The 15,383-nt window shown below is 61.6% G+C and carries 11 protein-coding genes; 9 read left to right on the top strand and 2 right to left on the bottom strand.

From position 1 onward, the window contains the following. Positions 1–219: 219 nt before the first annotated feature. Genes ESD82_RS08125 through ESD82_RS08115 form a run of 3 tightly spaced genes read left to right on the top strand, consistent with a single transcriptional unit; the run spans position 220 to position 3,783 of the window. On the top strand, positions 220–1,839 hold the full coding sequence (locus tag ESD82_RS08125) for a glycosyltransferase (protein ID WP_024845863.1): 1,620 nt from the start codon (positions 220–222) through the stop codon (positions 1,837–1,839). 9 nt (positions 1,840–1,848) lie between these two features. Continuing rightward, a complete protein-coding gene (locus tag ESD82_RS08120; RefSeq protein ID WP_147429377.1) occupies positions 1,849–2,748 on the top strand; it encodes a glycosyltransferase family 2 protein in 900 nt (299 codons plus the stop codon). Positions 2,749–2,799: 51 nt separating this feature from the next. Next, positions 2,800–3,783 carry a hypothetical protein gene (locus ESD82_RS08115; protein WP_147429378.1) on the top strand — a complete coding sequence of 328 codons (984 nt, stop codon included), beginning with the start codon at positions 2,800–2,802 and terminating at the stop codon, positions 3,781–3,783. Between the two features lie 99 nt (positions 3,784–3,882). On the opposite strand, the gene ESD82_RS08110 is transcribed toward ESD82_RS08115, so the two are convergent. Beyond that, entirely contained in the window at positions 3,883–5,028 is a 1,146-nt protein-coding gene (locus tag ESD82_RS08110) for a UDP-galactopyranose/dTDP-fucopyranose mutase family protein (RefSeq protein ID WP_147429379.1), read from the bottom strand. 470 nt (positions 5,029–5,498) lie between these two features. Here ESD82_RS08110 and ESD82_RS08105 point away from each other — a divergent pair, with 470 nt between their 5' ends. From ESD82_RS08105 to ESD82_RS08080, 6 genes are all read left to right on the top strand, one after another. Beyond that, the gene (locus tag ESD82_RS08105; RefSeq protein ID WP_147429380.1) at positions 5,499–6,914 is read left to right on the top strand and encodes a DUF6212 domain-containing protein; all 1,416 of its coding nucleotides are present in this window, start codon (positions 5,499–5,501) and stop codon (positions 6,912–6,914) included. Positions 6,915–6,925: 11 nt separating this feature from the next. Continuing rightward, complete coding sequence (locus tag ESD82_RS08100; protein ID WP_147429381.1) at positions 6,926–9,607, top strand: glycosyltransferase; 2,682 nt, start codon at positions 6,926–6,928, stop codon at positions 9,605–9,607. After that, on the top strand, positions 9,585–10,331 hold the full coding sequence (locus ESD82_RS08095; protein WP_147429382.1) for a sulfotransferase: 747 nt from the start codon (positions 9,585–9,587) through the stop codon (positions 10,329–10,331). Before ESD82_RS08100 ends, ESD82_RS08095 begins: the two co-directional genes overlap by 23 nt. 174 nt (positions 10,332–10,505) lie before the next feature. Next, positions 10,506–11,498 carry a polysaccharide biosynthesis protein gene (locus ESD82_RS08090; protein WP_147429383.1) on the top strand — a complete coding sequence of 331 codons (993 nt, stop codon included), beginning with the start codon at positions 10,506–10,508 and terminating at the stop codon, positions 11,496–11,498. A gap of 47 nt (positions 11,499–11,545) precedes the next feature. Beyond that, the gene (locus ESD82_RS08085) at positions 11,546–12,721 is read left to right on the top strand and encodes a polysaccharide pyruvyl transferase family protein (RefSeq protein ID WP_147429384.1); all 1,176 of its coding nucleotides are present in this window, start codon (positions 11,546–11,548) and stop codon (positions 12,719–12,721) included. Between the two features lie 41 nt (positions 12,722–12,762). Continuing rightward, entirely contained in the window at positions 12,763–13,362 is a 600-nt protein-coding gene (locus tag ESD82_RS08080) for a sulfotransferase family 2 domain-containing protein (RefSeq protein WP_028710188.1), read from the top strand. 33 nt (positions 13,363–13,395) lie between these two features. Here the strand turns inward: ESD82_RS08080 and ESD82_RS08075 are convergent, their stop codons facing one another. Continuing rightward, positions 13,396–15,363 (bottom strand): oxidoreductase, encoded by a 1,968-nt coding sequence (locus tag ESD82_RS08075; protein WP_147429385.1) that lies wholly within the window; start codon positions 15,361–15,363, stop codon positions 13,396–13,398. Positions 15,364–15,383 lie beyond the last annotated feature (20 nt).

The raw sequence follows: 15,383 nt of genomic DNA, 5'->3' as shown, positions 1-15,383 counted from the left end.
AGCCGCCCCGGCCTTCGGTTTCCTTGACGAAAACGTCGCGGGCCGTGAGGTCATGTGCAACCATGGGGCGAACGGGGCCTTTGCCGCACGGCTGTGGCGACAATCTGCGCACCCTTGCGCAGAACGGCTGGCAAGGCCGCTAGTGGCTTTCCCTTCATGCCGTTCTCGATTACACCGCAGGCAAAAGGGAAAGCCCAGGCAGATGAGACGCGCAGCAGCATGACCAGCATGACCGCACTCGCCCCCGTCGGCGAGGATCCAGCCGAGCATATCCAGCGCGAGATCGCCGAGATCGTTTCCATCTATTCCCGTCTCTATCCCACGCAGAGGCTGCATTTCATCCTCTACGAGGGCAATGATCCGGTCTGGAGCGCGCCCAGCGTCATCGAGGGCCCCTTCACCTTCCAGCCCCAGCACGTGAATGCGCAGTTCCTGGGCCAGTTCGAGCGGCCCGGCGCCCATCCCGGCGCTGCCAGCGTGACGATCACCCTGTCCATCCCCCGCAAGCCGCTGCCCGGCGAGGTCAAGCAGATGGACGCGCCCTGGGCGCCGATCAGGCGGCTGCGGGCCGTGCACCGGCTGGCGCCGCTGGTCTATGAGAAGATCCGCTATCAGGCGGAAATGCTGCGCAAGCGCCGCTCGGTCAAGCGCCATCCGCGGGTCTCGCTGTTGCGGGGCGACGGGTCTTCCCTGCTGCCGCCGCCGCGGCCGCCGGAAACCGGCAAGCGCCCGGCGATCCTGATCGGCATGCATTGGCTGGAGGTCGGCGGCGCCGAAAAGCTGGGCTTCGACACCATTCGCTGGGCGCAGCAGGCGGGGCTGCGGGTCTTTGTCGCGGCCGGCGTGCCCTCGATCCAGCGCCTGGCCGGGAAACTGCCCGACAGCCCGGACGTGACCTTCCTGCGCCTCGACCGCTATCTGCCCCATCACCTGTGGCCGCGCTATGTCGAGCAGCTGGCCCTGGCCGAGAACATCCGGCTGATCCATATCCATCACTGCCGGCCGCTTTACGAGTCGCTGCCGCAGATCCGCGCCAACCTGCCCTGGGTCGAGGTGATCGACAGCACGCATATCGTCGAATATGCCGATGGCGGCTTTCCGCGCAGCTCGGGCGTCTGGTCGAATTTCATCGACATCCACCACGTGATCAGCAAGGAGCTGGTCGATTACTATCGCGAGCATTTCCATGTTATCGGCAAGGTCCGGCTGGGCCGGATGCTGGATCGGTCCGGGCATCCCAAGGGCCTGCCCGAGCTGAACATGCAGCCCGGCAAGAAGCGGCTCCAGGTCGCCTTCGTGGGCCGGCTTTATTACCAGAAGCGCCCGGTCGTGGTGGCCGAAGCGTTTCGCGCGCTGGCCGCCTGGGCGAGGCGCAACGATGTCGAGCTGACCGGCAAGATCGTCGGCGAGGGGCCGTTCCTGGACACGGTCCGCGACTTGCTGCGCCGCTACGGGCTTGCCGATCGCGTCGCGCTGCTGCCCGCCGATGCGCCGGTGCCCGAGATCCTGCGGCAATCGGACATCCTGCTCTTGCCCTCGAACAACGAGGGGCTGGCACTGGTCTGCTACGAGGCGGTGGAACAGGGCTGCATCCCCATCTCGACCGATGTCGGCTCGCAGGCCGAGATCGTGCCCCAGGATCTGCTGGTGCCGCTGGAGCCGCAGGCCTGCGTGAAGGGGATCGTCGCGGCGGTGGACCGGCTGTGGCGCGATGCCGCCTTCCTGTCCCGGCAGCGCGAGGCGCTGGTCCGCGCCTGGACCGGCTTGACGGCCGACCCCACCGCCGAGGAAATCCTGATGCCCGTCTATCAAAAGGCGGCCTCGGGCCAGCAGGAGTAGTTTTTCCGGATGAGCGCATTGAGCAAGACCGCCGCGGTGATCGTGACGTTCAACCGTTCGGCCAAGCTGATGAAGGTGCTGGATGCGCTGGACGGCCAGACGCGGCGGCCCGATGTCATCCTGGTGGTGGACAATGCCTCGACCGACGACACCCAGGCCCTGGTCGAGGCGCGTGCCCGCGACGACCTGAGCATCCGCTATCTGCGCCTGCCCAAGAACGTCGGCGGCGCCGGCGGCTTTCACGCGGGGCTCAAGGCCGCCTATGGGCTGGGGGCGCATTATTTCTGGGTTTCGGACGACGACGCCTATCCGCAGCCGGATGCGATCGAGCGGCTGGTCCATGCCATCACCGCCTTCGAGGCGCGGCACGAATGGCGGCCCAGCTTTGCCTGTTCGCGGGTGGAATGGATCGACGGCACGCTGTGCGAGATGAACACGCCGCGCCCGGTCTGGGACTGGCCGCGGTTCCTGCATCCCGAGGCGGCCTGGGCGCTGGTCGATTCCGCCTCGTTCGTGTCGATTCTGATTCCGCGTTGGGCGGTGGAAAAGCACGGGTTGCCGATCGCGGATTACTTCATCTGGTTCGACGATGCGGAATATACCCGGGGGCTGTCGCGGTCCTATCCGGGCATTTTCTGTCCCGAAAGCCGGGTGATCCACGACACGCCGGACAACCGCGGGGTGAATTTCGGCCTCGTGGACGAAAAGAGCCTGTGGAAGTTCAAATACGGCGCCCGCAACGAGGCCTCCTGGCGTCGGCGCGAGGCGGGCCTGATGGGCGTGCTGGCCTATGCCTATGGTGTGCATTTGCAGATGAAGGGCGGCAATGTGCCCTGGCGGATGCGGCGGGAGATCTTCCGGGCGATTGCGAGGGGGATGTCTTTTGCACCCAGGATTGTAAAGGTGTAGTCAAAAATATCCTATAGATACGATCAGCACGCGACACGAATCTGGAAAGCCATGCAAACGCTTTATCTGCACATCGGCACTCATAAAACTGCCACAACTTGGTTGCAGCACTTCCTAGGCAGGAACATTGATCTACTCAATGATTATGGGTTCTATTACCCCACGACCGGTCGGGTAACTCAAGCACAACATCGGCTAGGGCAGGCGATATTTCAGAGGTCAGCACCAGCAGCTCCTTTGGATAATGTGCCGATCTGGAAAAAACTCAAGCGCGAGCTTTCGCTCACAAAGCACGAAAATATTGTCATGAGCTCGGAGGAGTTTGAGTGGGTGATGCACCCAAAACTCATCCGGGAATATCTTCCGGAGTTAAGGATTCATACGATAATCTACTTGCGGCGGCAAGACGATTACTTGGAATCCCTGTATGGCCAGCAAATTCGGGATTTTCATCCGAGACTTACGAAGACCATCGATAGATATATTGCCGATACCAACCTTGGATTCTTGGACTATCGGCGGCTGATCGAGCGTTGGGAAAGCGCGAGCGATGATCTAACCATCAGAATTTTTGATAAAAAATTCTTGAAAAATGGCGATATCGGCGCGGATTTTCTGTCTGTGCTCGGAATCGATTCAAGCGCCGGCTTCGAAGCTCCTACTGCCGCAGTTATAGATCACAAGGCGAGCCTAAGCTTGGAGGCCTTGGAGTTTGTTCGTCATTGTAATTTTTTGAAACTTAATGCTGTCTCTCATGATCGTCTCGTCGATCAAGTCATAAAGCTAGATAAGATTATAAATGCTTCAGACGGAAAAGATTCGCGCCGGCTTCTCCCGTTCGATCAGAGGAAAGATCTTATTGAAAAATATGAGAAGGGTAATCGTTACATTGCCCAACGCTACCCTTCGACCGGTATATTGCCAACGCTTTTCCTGCCAGTAGAGGATCGCAAGCCGACTTTTATTCAGTCGGATGAGTTCAATAGGTTTGAAGTGGCTCTCAAGGCGAGTCGGTTGGTAAACATCCTGCAATAGTGTTCTTACGTCGATTGTCTCGACCGATTTTGGTGTGGTACAGTTCGCATTGTAGGCTCATGCTTTCCTTGATCGGTTGGAAGGCAATATGGCGAAAACTTACTGAGGACTGTTCACAAAGGCCGGCATTGCATCCCCGGCCTTTGCCGCCCCCAAAAACACCGCCGCCGTGTCCAGCGCCTCGCGGATGGTCACGTCCATGTCGAGATAGCGATAGGTGCCCAGCCGGCCGACGAAGGTGACGCCCTTCTGCGCCTGCGCCAGATCGACATATTGCGCCAGAAGCGATTTCTCCTCGACCAGGCGGATCGGGTAATAGGGGATGTCGCCCGGCCCGGCGGCGCGCGAATATTCGCGATAACAGGTGCTGGCCTCGTGGCTTTCCCAGGGCGAGAAATGCTTGTGCTCGGTGATGCGCGTCCAGGGCACATCGCGGTCGCCATAGTTCATCACCGCGCAGCCCTGGTAATCGCCCTGATAGGTGAAACGCTCGAAATCCAGGGTGCGATAGCCCAGCCGGCCCAGGCTGTAGTCGAAGAACCCGTCCAGCGGTCCCGACCAGAACAGGTGGTCGGCCTGCTCGGCCATCTCGGCGCGATAGGGGGTCTCCAGCTCGACCGAGATGCGCGGATGATCCAGGATCGCCGCCACCATCGCCGTATAGCCGGCGCGCGGCATGCCCTGGAAGCGGTGGAAGAAATAATTGTCGTCATAGTTGAAACGCAGCGGCAGGCGCTTGAGGATCGAGGCCGGCAATTCGCGCGGCGAGCAGCCCCATTGCTTTTCGGTATAGCCCTTGAAGAACGCCTCGTAGAGTTCCGGGCCGACGAAGCGCAGCGCCTGTTCCTCGAAGCTCTGCGGCTCGGCGATCGAGCGGTCGGCGCGGCTTTCGATGAAGGCGCGCGCCTCGTCCGGGCGCAGGGTCTTGCCGAAGAACTGGTTGATGGTGTGCAGGTTCACCGGCAGCGAATAGACCGCGCCCTGCGAGGTGGTCTTGACCCGGTTCTGGAACGGCACGAATTCGGCGAAGCGGTTGACATAGTCCCAGACCCCCGCGTCGTCGGTATGGAAGATATGCGGGCCGTAAAGATGCAGCATGACGCCGGTCTCGGGGTCGCGCTCGGTATGGCAATTGCCGCCGATATGCGGGCGGCTGTCGATGATGCGGCAGTCATGGCCGGCCTCGGCCAACTGGCGCCCGATCACCGCGCCCGACAGTCCCGCGCCCACAAGCAGTATCTTCATCTTCCGTCATTCCCGTTTCCCGCCGCGGCTGCGGAAGGCGCGGATCTTGTCATGGTTGTGCGGCGGAACAGCGTTGCGGTTCGCGCGCCACGGCCCATCTCGCAACGCCGCCCAAGGTCTATAGCATGGGTCGGGGCGATGGCAAAAGCCGGCGCGATGCCCCAATCGGGGGGGATTCGCGGGGGGAATCTTGCCGAGCGGGCCGCGCCAAGGCCAATCCGGCGGCATCCCGCCGCCCGGATGAGCGGTTCTTTGCGCTTTGCCGGCACAGCCAGAGCGCGAGCGGGCGAAACGCTTTGCAAGCCTGACACAAAGTAGCCTTAATACAACCGCATAGGATACCGTCCCGACCGTACCGCGTGCCTGGTTGCCATTCCGACGCAAATGTCGCAAAAACCGACGAGTTTAGTTTGCTTAGTGGGCCGTTTCGCCGCCCTGTCCCCTCATTCCCCACTGTGATCGCCATTCCCATGTCCAAACAATTTGCCTCAATTCTCGTAGCGCCCGAAGATTATGCCGAGGTCCGCGCCCTGTCTCTGCCGGTATCGCTGATCGTTGCATCCGGAACGCCAGACGATGTCGCGTTCAACGACGATGGCGGGCAGGCCCTGCCGCTGGACCAGGTGGCGCTGCGCGTCATCGGCCGCCTGCCGCTGTCGGACAGCGGCAAGGGCCATCTGGCCAAGCTGGCAAGCCTGTGGCGCAGCAAGCTGGATGCCGATGCGCCGGAAGAAATCCCGCTGGAGATGGCCGATACCGCGGATGCCCGCGCCAAGGTGCTGGAATGGCTGGTGGTGCAGATGACCAAGGCCCAGCAGCAAAGCGCGCAACGCTCGACCCGGTTCATGCGCGAACTGGGCCTCTTGCGCCAGCAGCACGAGGAGATCCAGGCCAGCTTCCAGAACCTGGAGCAATTCGTCTATCAGCACGGGCCGCAGCATCGCAAGCTGGAGACCACGCTGTCGCCGGTCTCGGGGCAATTGCCGATCACCCTGCGCAACGGCTCGCGGCTGGTGCAGCGGCTGCCGGGATCAAGCGTCGGGCTGAGCGACATCGCCATCCAGATCAGCAACGAGACGCCGCCGTCCGAGGGGGTGCTGAACGTCAGCCTGCTGAGCCCCGATACCAACGAGACCCTGGCGATCTGGGAGGTGCCGGCGGCGCGGCTGACCCAGGGCTGGCTGCGCTTTTCGCTGGACCGCGCGCTGGGGCCGGACACGATCAGCCTGATGCTGAACATCGCCTATCAGGGCCGGGATACGATCCGGCTGGCCAGCGCCGTCCAGCATCCCGAGCCGCGTTTCCACCCCAAGGTCGACGGCCAGCCGGTCGAGACCCTGCCGGCCTTGCAGATCTGGCGCTGGATCGCCGGGGCCAGGGCGCCGGTGCCGGCGAATGCCTTGATCCAGGTCGGCGGCAAGAACCGCCTGCGCCGGGTCGAGCGGGACACGCTGGCGACCGCGATCAGCCTGGACACGCTGCACGATACCGTGCCGCTGTTCCAGTCCGGCGATGCGCTGCTGGTCCATGTGCTGCCCGACCAGACCGCCTGCGGCATCCTGGCGGGGCTGGCCCTGCCGGGGGTGCGGCAGGTCTTTGCCACGCTTCTGACCCGCCATGCCGAGGCGCCGCCGGTCGAATACCAGCTGGCGCTGCTGCCGCAGGACCAGCGCCCGCACCAGCCCGGCCGCCTGCCGGCCTTTGACCCGGCGCTGAGTTCCGGCTGGATCAGGTTGCAGCCCGAGGAGGAAGGCCAGGCGCATGTCCTGCTGCCCGAATCGCTGGACAGGCCGCATGACATCTATCTGATGACGCGCCTGCCGCGGGGGCATTCCAGCAACCACTACGGCTGGTCCACCTTCTCGAACATCTGCCTGCAGTTCTGAGGGGGATAACGATGCAACAGGTTCTCCTGCGCCCCGATGACGCGGATACGGTGCCGGTGCAGATGCCGCGGCTGGCGGTGGTTGTGCCGATCTTTCGCCATTCGGTGCTGCTGGCCGAGGCGATCGAAAGCGTCCTGGCCCAGCGGGCGGATTTCCCGATCCGGCTGGTCCTGGTCAACGACGGCTGCCCGCATCGCGAGACCGACCTGGTCTGCCGGGAATATGCGCTGAGCTATCCCGACCGGATCACCTATCTGCGCAAGCCCAATGGCGGGCTCAGCGATGCGCGCAACCACGGCATCCGTCACGCGCTGGCGACCTGGCCTTCGGTCGAGGCGATCTACATGCTGGACGCCGACAACCGCCTGCGCCCCGATGCGATGGCCAATGCCATGGCGGCGCTGGCCGAGCATCCCGACGCCGGCTGGATCTATCCCAATATCGACATGTTCGGCCTCAGCTGGGCCGGGGATTACGGCGGCGACTATTCGCTGCTGATCCATACGGTGATGAACATCTGCGAGGCCGGCAGCCTGATCCGGCGCACGGTCTTCGACGCCGGGGTCTATTTCGACACCTCGTTCAAATCCGGCTTCGAGGATTGGGATTTCTTCCTGACCGCCGCCGAGGCGGGCTTCCGCGGCCGCAACATCGACAATTTCGGCTTTCTCTATCGCAAGCGCGCCGAAAGCATGCTGGCCGACTCGGAGCGCGATTCCGAGGCGATCCGCAGCGAGATGCGCAAGAAGCACAAGCACCTGTTCAGCCCGCGCGGGCTGCTGGAGCTGGAGCAGAAAGAGGCGCCGCGCTATGCCTTCTTCCTGGCAGACCGCCACGAGGTGCTGCTGACGGTCGATCCCGACGCCCCCGACGGCCGCACCCTGACCGTGGCCGAGTTCGAGCAGCAATGGTGGCGCACGCAGACCGACAACAGCCAGCATCACATGCCGCCGATCCTGGTGATGACGCATTCCGCGGTGCTGGAGCAGCTGCGCCGCGGCCGGATGCTTCATGGGGTGCTGTGGACGATGGAGCGCCGCCTGACCAACAAATGCTTTGCTGCACTGGAGATCCAGCCCAGTGAGGCCGACCGGATCGGTTGGGACGAGCAGGAGGCGCAAGGCGCGATCGAGCTGCGCGCCGACATGCTAATGGTCCAGCCGGGGCTTTTCTCGACCATCGTGCGCGACAGTTCCATCGCCTGGGCTTCGGGCGTTGCGGCGCGGCCCTGCAACGTTCCGACGAATCTGCTGCGGCTTCAGTTGCCCCAAATGCTGTTTTCTGAGGGAGAGGGATCTTATGGCGCGGCGGCGCATGATTTTGTCGCCTTGGCGGCGCGCTATCAGGCATCGCCGAATCGCGACGCGCTGGCCTATAGCTGGGACTGGCGCAATCCGGGTATTCCTTGGCGGTCACGCACCCACGAGATCAGCCGGATTCCGACGAAATCCGACGCTGCCTATCCCAGAGTCGTGACCGAGGGGCGTGACATCGGCTTCGTGTTGCCGCTGGTCGAATTTGGCGGTGTAGAACGGGTGGCGCTGAACATCGCCAAGGCGATGAAGAAGGACGGGTGGCGCCCGCATCTGTTCGTCATCGAGGCGCGTGGTTGCCAGTTCAGCGCCGAATGGCGCGAGACCTTCGACAGTGTCACCTTCCTGGCTGATCCGGGCTTTTCGACCTGGGGTCCGGCGAACACCAACTATCTGGGCACCGATGTCCCTGACTGGTCGCGTTTTGGCGACCAGCGCCACGCGACAGCGATGCTTGCCTGGTTGGATGCCGTCATCACCTTCCACAGCGGTGCGATTTCAGGCGTCATGGGGCAGTTGAAACGCTTTGGCGTCAAGACCGCGCTGTCGCTGCATCTCAGCGATCTCAGCCCGTTCCGGCGCTTGATCGGCAACACCTATTTGGGCTTGGCCTTCGAACATGCCTATGACATCGTGCTGCCCTGTTCGCAGCAACTGGCCGATTGGTGCCATGGCATGGGGATGCCGGCCGAAAAGGTCATCCCGCTGCTGAACGCGCCCAGTTTTGACCTGCCCGAGGGGGCCGAAGCCCGTATTGCCGACCGCCGCGCCATGCGATCGGCGCGGGACCGGCTGCGCGTCATCTATCTGGGACGACTGGACCACCAGAAGGGGGTCGAGCGGCTGATCTCGATCGTGGAAACAGCCGATGCGATGCGCCTGCCGGTCGATTGGCGGCTGATCGGCAAATCCGTCATGGGTGACAGCGTCCTGGAAATCCCGGCCCATATCGCCCGATCGCTGGAACCGCCACTGACCACGCCCGAGGGCTTGGCCGAGGCATTCGAATGGGCCGATGCCTTCATCCTGCCCTCCTATTACGAAGGGCTGCCGCTGACGATCCTGGAGGCGATGCGCTCGGGCGTCATCCCGATCGCGACCGATACGGGTGCGGTGACCGAAGTGGTGCGGCAATGGGAGAACGGGATCGTCCTGTCGCAGGGCGAAACCATCGCCGAGGCGATGTCCGCGCTGACGCGCCTGGCCGGGGATCCCCAGCTGGTGCTGCGGCTTTCGGCGCAGGCGCGTGCCGATGTGCAGGGCCGCGACTGGGCCAGCGCCGTGACACCCTTGCTCCGACGGCTGGAAATCATGCAGGCTGCGGAGAAGAAGAAAAAAGAACAAGAAGGGACTAAAGATGGACGCCAGCTTGTATCCTGATCTGCATGCCCCCAAGGACGGTTATGTTTTTGTCGTCACTTATGGGCGGTCGGGTTCCACGCTCATGGCAAACTATCTCAACAGCTTTCCCGGATATTGTATCAGGGGAGAGAATAATAACCTGATTCATCATCTCTGCTCTGCGGTGCTGTGCTTGAACGAGGAGAATTTTATCAAGCGCCGCGCAAACCTGGAAAAACCTTTTGAAGAGCGCTCGCCACTGATGCAGCGCACGATGGGGACACCGAAGGATCCATGGTATGGAGCCGAACTGGTCGATCGAGACAGATTCGCCAAGACGATGTTTGATGGTTTTGTCAAGGAAATCCTATCGCTGCCGACCGAAGTCCGAGTTGCCGGTTTCAAGGACATAAAATGGGCACATAATCTTGCGCGATTCAAGAATAACCTTGACATTGTTGCCAAGCATTTCCCAAAGACACGCTTTATTTTCCAAACTCGAGACGTCAAAGCAGTTGCAAAATCGGGTATGTGGGTAAAGCGCCCGCCACAGGAGGTCGAAAAATATATCAGAAACGCCGATGCAGCTTTTCTGGATTATGCAAAGGATAAGGAATTTTGCCTCCATGTCAGATATGAAGATATGGTTGACGGAGACGCGACTTTCCGAAAATTGGCTGCTTTCTTGGGAGAGGACTTTTGCGCGGGAACTGCACGGCGGATTTTGGACGAAAAACTTATGCACATGAAACAACTCTCATGATCGTGTGATCATAATGGTCACTGAAGACCACATTAACGCGTTCATGACACCCATGCGCTGCTGGACGAGATGGAGCCTAGCTGAAGCAGCTTGCGCGTATGTCGAGCTGATTTATGGTGCGAATGCCGAATTGATTACCATTGCACACAGCCAGCCCAATGAAAGTGAGAAGCCATGAATCTGATCCTGCATATCGGAATGGGGAAGACCGGATCCAGTGCAATTCAGGCTGCCTTGTCGGCTAATGCCGACCAACTTGCCCTGCAGGGAGCGGAATACCTTGGCATGTGGTTTGATATGCTGGACCCGCGCTTTCGAGGCGTGCAGAATCAGGAACAGTTTTTTTCCCAGACTCCCGAGGAGATGGAGCGGGCGGCTGATTCGTTGATTGAGGTGCTGCGTGTCCGTTCCGCAGCCGGAATCCAATCCTTTATACTGTCCAATGAAGCGCTTTCTGGTAGGGCTTGGCAGTTGAAGCCGATGATAAACCGGCTGCGCGAGGCAGGTATCACGGTGCGCGTGATCGGCTACGCTCGTCATCCCGCAGCTTGGCTGCCTTCGGCTTATGTGCAATGGGGGGTGCGCGACAAAGTGGACCCTGGTCCAGTGCAACCCTATGAAATCAAAGCGCGCCAGCTGGTGCAGTGGTATTCTGGTCTCCTGCATTGGCATCGGCAGATGGAAGAGATTTTGGAAGTGCGGTCCTATGACAATGCTGCCGACATCGTGGGGGATTTTGCAGAGGCTATCGGGTTTGAAATCAATGTCCCGGACAAACGCGTGCTTGAACGCGGAGAAGATGCGGAGATAGTGTTGCGGGCACTATTCAATAACCGCTTTCCCAAGCACGTGCTACCGTCTGCTTTCGATCAAGCGGTTCTTCGAAGCCTGACCGCCGTCCCAAAACTGGAAGATGTGATCGAGGCAAGCTTTGATTATTCTGAAACCGATCTCATAATTCGCGAGCAGGCAGCGCTTTTTGACCAATTCGCAGATGCTTTTGGCTTCGACTTACGCACCTTTGCCAAAGCTCCGCCGTCGCCACCGGAGATAGGCGCTTTGCGTGACCGTTTGTTTGACGCGCTTTTAGAAATAACGCTGGGCCAAGCGCAACGCATTCGCCGGTTGGAGCAGCGTCTGAATCGATTAGAAATGGAGAAGGCTTGAGCATAGGCGGTCCAGATTTTCCAATAGTTCCGTATAGTGGAGATGAAATGCTTAACAATCAATCAACGACTGACTTCGTTCTTCCAGTAGGAGGAGGGAGCGTTGGGTTCATAGGAATTCCGTCGGAAAGACCACCTGGTACGCGCGAAAACACAGGAAACTTTCTACATGGCTTTGCTGCGCGTCATATCATTGGACAGAACCAAAACATTCCTCTGAATAATCTTACCGATGAAATGATCGAGAAATACCGGTCTGAACTAACGCATATTGCCTTCATTACGGCTAATGCGATCAGAGGCGGCAATAATGATGTTCTTGCTGCCGGCCATCGGAAGGTGGCTGATGCGATCGAAAAGCTTGATTTGCCTGTGATAGTGTTTGGGTTGGGGGCGCAAGCCAAAATTGGCCAAGCCATCCCTGACATGGATATCTCGGCAGAAACAAAACGTCTTCTTTCGGTTATATCACATTATTCGCCAAAAATTGCGGTTAGAGGCGAGTTTACCGCGGATCTTTGCAAGCATCTTGGCGTCCATAACATCGAGGTTATTGGCTGCCAGTCTTGCTTCATCAGCCGTCGTCCAGATTTCAAAATTCCAGAATTGACTGAAACGCCGAATGCTGACCGTTTGGTTGTCAACGTTACGTATCATGCCCGAGAATTGCCTCTTATTAAAGAGGCGATGTCTGAGGGTGCGGCTTTCATCGGCCAGACGGAGCATTTTGAGTATGAGTTGGCGCAGTTGGATGAGGGCGCAACCATTGACAATCTTCCAGAAAACGTGCGCTCATTGATAAGCCCGCAGCTTTACAATATTTTCAAATCCGGTCGGCTTGATTTTTCAGGGTATCACCGCTGGGTGAGAGAGAAGTTCGTCCAATACTACTCGATGCCGCCTTGGTTCGCGAAGCTCAGCAGCGGCGAATTCGATGCCTGCATCGGAACGCGTTTCCATGGAAATATGGCGGCGATGCAGTCGGGCGTGCCCAGCCTATGGATCGTCCATGACAGTCGGACCCAAGAGTTCTGCGACTATCTTGGCCTGCCACAAGCTCCTCTGAAAGCTCTTTCGGAAGAGAAAACCGTCGGAGACATCTTTGACAAATACTACCGAACGGACGGGTTCGCGAAAAAATATCAGGAAGCCTATACGCGCTTCTACGCCTATCTGACCGAACATGGCGTGCCGCATAAGCTTGCTGCGCCCTTGAGGAATTAAGCCATACTCATGGCCTGAATCGTATATCCACCGGACAAACCATGCCCTTCATCCAGCATAACGGCAAGCGTATCCTCTTCATCCATATCCCGAAGGCGGGGGGCACCTCGGTCGAGAGCTGGATGAAGGGCATCGCCCCCCTGCGGCTGTTTTCCATGGGCATCCCCCATGCCAGCCGCTGCACGCCGCAGCATTATCGCGCGCAGGATATCGAGGCGCTGCTGGGCGAGGGTTTCTTCGACTACGCCTTTACCATCGTGCGCAACCCCTATCACCGGATCGAAAGCGAATACCGGATGCGGGCGCAGCTGGCCAAGGACAGTTTCTGGAAGGGCCTGCCCGCCTTTTCGCCCTGGGTCGAGGAAAACCTCGACCTGCAGCGCCGCGCCAAGTTCCATCTCGACAACCACCTGCGCCCGCAATGGGAGTTCCTGGGCAAGGATGTCGAGGTCTTCAAGCTGGAAGACGGCCTTGCCGCGCCGCTGGCGGCCGTGGCCGAGCGGCTGGGCGTGGCCCCGCCCCAGCAGAACCCGCATGAATTGCGCTCGGACCCGCTGGAGATCGAATGGAGCCCCGCCGACCGCATCCGCGTGCGCGACCATTACGCCCGCGATTTCGAAACCTTCGGCTACCAGCCCTAGCCCGTCAGCCCCGACGGGCGGCCGCCGTGCCGCTCAGAGCCGCGAGGCGATCTCATGGGCCTCCCGCGTCGCGGCAAGGATGCGGCCCGGCACATAGGCATCGCCCAGCAGCAGGGGTGCGATGGCCCCCTGCGCCTGCAGGGCCTCGGCCAGCGCGGTCTCGGGCTCGGCCCCGCAGGCAAGCACGACGCTGTCGAAACCTTCATGCAGCGCTTCGACGCCGGAATAGACATTGCGCGTCGTCACCCGGCCGGGCGCGATGGCGGTGACGCGTTCCATGACGCGCAGCTCGGCGCCGGCGGCGGTCAGCCGGGCCATGATCGCACCGATGGAATATTTCCCCACCAGCGGCGCGACGGCCGGCGTCTGATAGAGCAGCCGGACATGCGCGCCGCGCTCGACCAGCGCCGAGGCCACGGTCAGGGGCTGCATGTGATCCTCGCGGGCGATGACCAGCGCGCTCCGGCCGGCCTGCGCCCGTCCCGCCAGCAGGTCGCGGCCTTCGATCACGAAGGGCAGCTCGGCGCCCGGAACCCGGTGCCGGCGCGGGCGCGAGCCGGTGGCCAGAAGCAGCACATCGGGCGAAAGCGCCAGGATCGCCGGCGGATCGGCCTCGATCCCCAGGCGGATGTCCACGCCGGCGGCACGCAGCCGGTCGTGCTGGCGGTCGATATAGGCCAGGAACTGCCGGTTCTCGGGCACGGCGGCGGCCAGCCGCATCTGCCCGCCCGGCGCCCCGGCCCGTTCCAGCAGCACCACCGCGTGACCGCGTTCGGCGGCGACTGCGGCGGCCTCCATCCCGGCCGGGCCGGCGCCGACCACGACGATCCGGCGCGGCTGGGCGGCGCGGGCAGGGGGCGGGTCGGCCTCGCGGCCCGCGCGGGGATTGACCGCGCAGCCGAAGGGCAGCTTCTCGACCGAGACCGCGTGCAGGCAGTCGTTGCAGCCGATGCAGGGCACGATCTGCGCGCTGCGGCCCTGGCGCGCCTTGGCGACAAAGGCGGGATCGGCGAAAAAGCCGCGTGCGACGCCCACCACGTCGGCATGGCCGCGAGCCAGCACGGCCTCGGCCGCTTCGGGCGAATCGACGCGGCCGCTATAGACCACGGGCACGGACAGGGCGGCGCGATAGCGGCCGGCCATCTCGGACCATTGCGCGACGCCGTAGAGATGCGGCTGGATATAGCTGGGCGCGCCCCAATTGTTGCCGATGACGCCGTGGAAGAAGTCGATATGCCCGGTCGCCTCGACGGCGCGGGCGATGGCGATGCCCTCGTCCAGATCGTAGCCGCCTTCGAAAAGCTCGTGCATGTTGAAGCGGATGCCAAGGGTCAGGTCGCGCCCCACCTCGGCGCGGATGGCGGCCAGCACGTCGATCAGCAGCTTCAGCCGGCCTTCGGCGCTGCCGCCGTATTCGTCCTGCCGGTGGTTGGTTGCGGGCGACAGGAACAGTTGCAGCACGTCCTCGTGGTTGGCGTGCAGCTCGATCCCGTCCAGCCCGCAATCGCGCACGGTACGGGCGATCAGGGCGTAATCCTCGATCATGCGGGCGATCTCGGGGCGGGTCAGGGCGTGGGTGCCGGCATTGTTGGTGTAATTCGCCAGCACGCCCGAGGCGGAATGCGGCATGGCGCCCTGGTTGATGATCTGGGCCGTGACCACGGCGCCATGGGCGTGGATGTCCTCGGCCAGCCGTGCCATCCGGTCGCGATAATGCGGGTTGTGGACGCTGCCGCGCAGGATGGCGCCCAGCCCCGAGGGCGCATAGCCGCGCGGCACGATGCGGTTGTCGATGAAGGTATTGACGCCATCGACCCAGCAAAGGCCGTTGCGCACCCGTTCGAGCCAATAGCCGGCAAAACGCTCGGCCTCTTTCGGCGAGGCCAGCGGATCGGCGATGATGCGGCCATGCGGCGGCGCCATGATCCGGTTGGAAAGCTGCATGTCCCCGATGCGCAGGGGGCGGAAGATATGCGGGAAATGCCGGGGCTCGGCCGCCATCGTGTTCACTCCATCTGGGT

The organism is Paracoccus pantotrophus, from assembly GCF_008824185.1.
Taxonomy (GTDB): Bacteria; Pseudomonadota; Alphaproteobacteria; order Rhodobacterales; family Rhodobacteraceae; genus Paracoccus; species Paracoccus pantotrophus.
This window is presented reverse-complemented; position numbering and strand designations above follow the sequence as displayed.

Excerpts from the sequence above, each read along its gene's own strand:
- ESD82_RS08100 (WP_147429381.1), top strand. The coding sequence starts at position 6,926 with ATGCAACAGGTTCTCCTGCGCCCCGATGACGCGGATACGGTGCCGGTG.
- ESD82_RS08075 (WP_147429385.1), bottom strand. The coding sequence starts at position 15,363 with ATGGCGGCCGAGCCCCGGCATTTCCCGCATATCTTCCGCCCCCTGCGC.
- ESD82_RS08105 (WP_147429380.1), top strand. The coding sequence starts at position 5,499 with ATGTCCAAACAATTTGCCTCAATTCTCGTAGCGCCCGAAGATTATGCC.
- ESD82_RS08090 (WP_147429383.1), top strand. The coding sequence starts at position 10,506 with ATGAATCTGATCCTGCATATCGGAATGGGGAAGACCGGATCCAGTGCA.
- ESD82_RS08085 (WP_147429384.1), top strand. The coding sequence starts at position 11,546 with ATGCTTAACAATCAATCAACGACTGACTTCGTTCTTCCAGTAGGAGGA.
- ESD82_RS08120 (WP_147429377.1), top strand. The coding sequence starts at position 1,849 with ATGAGCGCATTGAGCAAGACCGCCGCGGTGATCGTGACGTTCAACCGT.
- ESD82_RS08125 (WP_024845863.1), top strand. The coding sequence starts at position 220 with ATGACCAGCATGACCGCACTCGCCCCCGTCGGCGAGGATCCAGCCGAG.
- ESD82_RS08095 (WP_147429382.1), top strand. The coding sequence starts at position 9,585 with ATGGACGCCAGCTTGTATCCTGATCTGCATGCCCCCAAGGACGGTTAT.
- ESD82_RS08110 (WP_147429379.1), bottom strand. The coding sequence starts at position 5,028 with ATGAAGATACTGCTTGTGGGCGCGGGACTGTCGGGCGCGGTGATCGGG.
- ESD82_RS08115 (WP_147429378.1), top strand. The coding sequence starts at position 2,800 with ATGCAAACGCTTTATCTGCACATCGGCACTCATAAAACTGCCACAACT.
- ESD82_RS08080 (WP_028710188.1), top strand. The coding sequence starts at position 12,763 with ATGCCCTTCATCCAGCATAACGGCAAGCGTATCCTCTTCATCCATATC.